Source organism: Ralstonia sp. ASV6 (assembly GCF_016429285.1).
GTDB classification, from domain to species: domain Bacteria; phylum Pseudomonadota; class Gammaproteobacteria; order Burkholderiales; family Burkholderiaceae; genus Ralstonia; species Ralstonia flaminis.
The window spans coordinates 1-4,144 of sequence record NZ_JAELUI010000250.1 but is presented as its reverse complement, the minus strand read 5'-3'; the positions used below and the strand labels follow the sequence as shown (position 1 = coordinate 4,144).

The following is a 4,144-nucleotide window of genomic DNA, read 5'->3' as shown; positions in this document are numbered from 1 at the left end:
GGTCTACTCTGACGCAGACACGAAGGAGTGGGTGCAGAAGGGCTGCCGCAGCGCCGGCATCGGTTGCCTGGAGTGCAAGCAGCCCGTGATCGAAGGCATCCTGCGCGAGCAGCAGCCGATGCTCGAACGCGCCCAGAAGTACATGGACGATCCGTCCCTGCTGCGCGCCATCATCGCCGACGGTTGCGACAATGCCCGCAAGGTCACGCAAGAGACGATGCGTGAGGTGCGCGAGGCGATGGGCCTGGCCTACAGCTGACGCCGCTGATGACCGCTGCTGCGCTCGATCCGCATACGCTCGCCGCGCCGTCCGCTTGGGTGGCGCGATGGGCGGCTGAATTGCCGGCTGGCGCGTCTGTGCTGGATGTGGCCTGTGGCAGTGGCCGGCATGCACGTTGGCTCACGGCGCGTGGTCTGCGCGTGACCGGTGTTGACCGGGATGTCGCAGCACTTGCCGGGCTTGCGGGCATCGCTGAAACCATGGTCGCAGACATCGAGGGTGGTCCTTGGCCATTGCCGGCCGATGCCGCATTCGACGCGGTGGTTGTCACCAACTACCTGCATCGGCCGCTGTGGCCGCAGCTGCTGGCGGCGGTTGCGCCGGGCGGGCGCCTGATCTACGAAACTTTTGCCATCGGAAACGAAACTGTCGGGAAACCGTCCAATCCGGCATTCCTGCTGCTACCCGGCGAATTGCTGAGTGCCGTGCAGGGTCAATTGCGTGTGATCGGTTACGAAGACGGTTTTGTCTCGTCGCCCCGAGAGGCTTACTTGCAGCGGGTTTGCGCGGTACGCGAGCGCTCAGGGGATGCGGCACCCCGATATGCACTTTGAAGTTGCTGAGTACAGGGGCCCAATTTGTCACCTGAGCGTCTCTTGGCAGCATTCGATGTGGCGAATTCGTTTTGACCTTCCGGTACAATCCGACTGTTTACGTTGACGCTTTTGTTTGTTTTCGAAACCATGACCCAGATTTCCGGCAGTCTCGTCGCCATCGTCACGCCCATGCACGAGGACGGCAGCCTTGATTTCCCGTCCCTGCGCAAGCTCATCGACTGGCACATCGCTGAAGGCACCGACGGCATCGTCATCGTCGGCACCAGCGGCGAATCCCCGACGGTGTCGGTGGAAGAGCACCGTGAGCTGATCCGCGTGGCGGTCGAGCAGGCCAACAAGCGCATCCCCATCATCGCCGGTACCGGTGGCAACTCCACCGTGGAGGCCATCGAACTGACGGCCTACGCTAAGCAGGTGGGCGCCGATGCTTCGTTGCAGGTCGTGCCGTATTACAACAAGCCGACGCAGGAAGGCATGGTCTTGCACTTCCGCAAGGTGGCCGAGTCGGTCGATCTGCCGGTCATCCTGTACAACGTGCCGGGCCGTACCGTGGCCGATATGACGGTCGAGACCATGCTGCGTCTGGCCGAAGTGCCTGGCATCATCGGCGTGAAGGAAGCCACCGGCAACATCGACCGTGCTGCGCAGCTCATCAAGGGTGCTCCGGCTTCGTTCAAGATCTACAGCGGGGATGATCCGACTGCCATCGCGCTGATGCTGCTGGGCGGTCATGGCAACATCTCCGTCACCGCTAACGTGGCGCCGCGCGCCATGCACGAGTTGTGCGCTGCCGCCATGCGCGGCGACGTGGAGACGGCACGCCGCATCCACATGCAACTGCTGTCGGTGCATAAGAACTTGTTCGTTGAATCGAATCCGATTCCCGTCAAGTGGGCCCTGCAAGCCATGGGCATGATGGAAGGCGGTATCCGCCTGCCGTTGACGCCGCTGGCTCCCCAGTATCACGAAGTGGTGCGTGCATCCCTGAAGGATGCCGGGCTGCTCTCCTGATGTTCACCGGCTTACAAGCCATCGTTCTCGTTTGAAGGATCGCAAGTCAATGAAACTGCTCCAAACCCGTCGCGGGGCTGTGGCGACGTCCGCTCAACTGTTGCTGGCCGCGCTGTCGGTTGCCATGATTTCCGGTTGCGATACCGTCAATGAGGTGATGCAGCCGGACCGCATCGATTACAAGTCGCAGGCCAAGAAGGGCCCGACGCTGGAAGTCCCGCCTGACCTGACCAGCGTCCAGGCTGACCGTCGTTATGCTGCGCCGGATACGGGTACGACCACGCTGTCGGCCTACACGTCGACGGCCCCGAAGGTTACGACGCCCGGCTCGGGCGCCGACAACGTGCTGCCCGCCGTGTCGGACATGCGCATCGAGCGCGACGGCAATCAACGCTGGCTGGTTGTGAAGGCCACGCCGGACGCCCTGTGGCCGCAACTGCGCACGTTCTGGCAAGAGCTGGGCTTCCTGCTGGTGATCGACTCGCCCGAGACCGGCATCATGGAAACCGACTGGGCCGAGAATCGCGCGAAGATTCCGCAGGACATCATCCGCCGCACGGTCGGCAAGGTGTTCGATGGCCTGTATTCGACGGGTGAGCGCGACAAGTTCCGCACGCGCATTGAGAAGGGCCCGAGCGGTACGGTCGAGGTCTACATCTCGCACCGTGGCGCGCAGGAACAACTGGTCGGCTCCTCCAAGGATCAGACCGTATGGACGCCGCGTCCGGCAGATCCTGAGCTGGAAGCTGAGTTCCTCTCGCGCCTGATGCAGCGTCTGGGCGCCAGCAAGGAAGCTGCGCAGCAGAAGCTCGTGCAGACACAGGCTGCCCACCCGGTGGAGGCGGGCGCGAAGGCGACTGAGGGTGTGCAGGCTGCACGCACTGCCGGACCGTCGCTGCTGGCGCAGGCAAATGGTCAGCCGGTGTTGAACGTACCGGAACCCTTCGATCGCGCGTGGCGCACCGTGGGTCTGGCGCTGGATCGCGTGAACTTCACCGTGGATGATCGCGACCGCACGCAAGGCGTGTACTTCGTCCGCTATGCGGACACCAAGGCCGAAGCGAATGCGCCGGGCTTCTTCTCGCGCCTGTTCTCGGGAACGAAGATTGAAGACCTCAAGCGTGCCAAGCGCTATCGTGTGGTGGTCAAGGACGGCGGTGCTTCGTCGACGGTGCTGGTTCAGAACGACGACGGCTCGGCGCAGACTGGCGACATCGGCAAGCGCATTCTGTCGCTGCTCGACGAGCAACTGCGGTAATCGGCTTCATGCGGTACGGCTGCCTGGGTGGGCGATGACACTGAGATTCGCCAGCCTCGGCAGCGGCAGTGAAGGCAATGCGCTGCTTGTCGAATCCACGGATGGAGCGACGAGCACGCGCATCCTGCTCGACTGCGGATTCGGTATCCGCGAAACCGTGCGCCGGCTCGAACGCCTTGGCTGCGCGCCGGAGACCCTCAACGCCATTCTCGTCACGCACGAGCATGGTGATCATGTTGGTAGCGCCTACGCGGTTGCTGCCAAATACAACATCCCCGTCTGGACCAGCCACGGCACCTATCGCGCCACCGTGAACTTGCGCGGTGCGGATCGCGCGGCGGTGCGCTTCTGCCGTGCTGACGACGTTTTCAGCGTGGGTGACCTGCAGATACTGCCGTACACCGTGCCGCACGATGCGCGTGAGCCGCTGCAGTTCGTCTTCAATGACGGGGCGCGCTACCTTGGTGTGCTAACGGACGCTGGCATGTCAACCGAGTACTTGTGCGCGCATCTAGAAAACATGCACGCGCTTGTGCTGGAATGCAATCACGACCGGGAGATGCTCGCCAATTCGGCGTATCCGTGGTCATTGAAGCAGCGTATCGGTGGGGATTTTGGTCATTTGGCCAACGATATCGCCAGCGCGATTCTTACGCGCGTAAGGCATGCTGCCTTGCAGACCGTAGTGGCTGCGCATTTGTCCAGGCAGAACAACACGCCCTTGTTGGCGGGTCAGGCGATTGCTGTGGCGCTGGGTATTGATGCCGGCGACGTGCCGATCGCGGATCAGGAGGAAGGGTTACCCTGGCACGCGGTTTAGTGTCGAAAACTGCGCCTTGTAAGATTCAGATACAACTTTGAGTGGCGGGTGGAGTTGGCAGCGATATTGCCTGGTTACGCGCCCATGAAAAAAGCCGACCCGAAGGTCGGCTTTTTGTCTCGCGAGAAACGCGATTATTGCTTGGCAGCCGGAGCCGAAGCTTCTGCAGCCGGAGCAGCGGCGGCGTCCGAAGCAGCCGGGGCCATCGGAGCAGCAGC

The 4,144-nt window shown here is 62.6% G+C and carries 4 protein-coding genes and 1 pseudogene; all 5 read left to right on the top strand.

The genetic code is table 11. The features are described 5' to 3' along the window. Positions 1-259 (top strand): annotated as a pseudogene (locus tag JHD73_RS26795) (tryptophan--tRNA ligase); the annotation flags it as partial. Between the two features lie 8 nt (positions 260-267). Beyond that, positions 268-834, top strand: a complete 567-nt coding sequence (locus tag JHD73_RS26790; RefSeq protein WP_199033178.1) for a bifunctional 2-polyprenyl-6-hydroxyphenol methylase/3-demethylubiquinol 3-O-methyltransferase UbiG — start codon at positions 268-270, stop codon at positions 832-834. A gap of 129 nt (positions 835-963) precedes the next feature. Further along, positions 964-1,848 (top strand): 4-hydroxy-tetrahydrodipicolinate synthase, encoded by an 885-nt coding sequence (dapA, locus tag JHD73_RS26785; protein WP_199033177.1) that lies wholly within the window; start codon positions 964-966, stop codon positions 1,846-1,848. 49 nt (positions 1,849-1,897) lie between these two features. Continuing rightward, positions 1,898-3,106 (top strand): outer membrane protein assembly factor BamC, encoded by a 1,209-nt coding sequence (gene bamC / locus JHD73_RS26780; RefSeq protein ID WP_199033176.1) that lies wholly within the window; start codon positions 1,898-1,900, stop codon positions 3,104-3,106. A gap of 34 nt (positions 3,107-3,140) precedes the next feature. Next, a complete protein-coding gene (locus tag JHD73_RS26775) occupies positions 3,141-3,926 on the top strand; it encodes an MBL fold metallo-hydrolase (protein WP_199033175.1) in 786 nt (261 codons plus the stop codon). The last annotated feature ends 218 nt before the right edge of the window (positions 3,927-4,144 follow it).

Coding starts and splice junctions, on each gene's coding strand:
- JHD73_RS26790 (WP_199033178.1), top strand. CDS start 268: ATGACCGCTGCTGCGCTCGATCCGCATACGCTCGCCGCGCCGTCCGCT.
- dapA (WP_199033177.1), top strand. CDS start 964: ATGACCCAGATTTCCGGCAGTCTCGTCGCCATCGTCACGCCCATGCAC.
- bamC (WP_199033176.1), top strand. CDS start 1,898: ATGAAACTGCTCCAAACCCGTCGCGGGGCTGTGGCGACGTCCGCTCAA.
- JHD73_RS26775 (WP_199033175.1), top strand. CDS start 3,141: ATGACACTGAGATTCGCCAGCCTCGGCAGCGGCAGTGAAGGCAATGCG.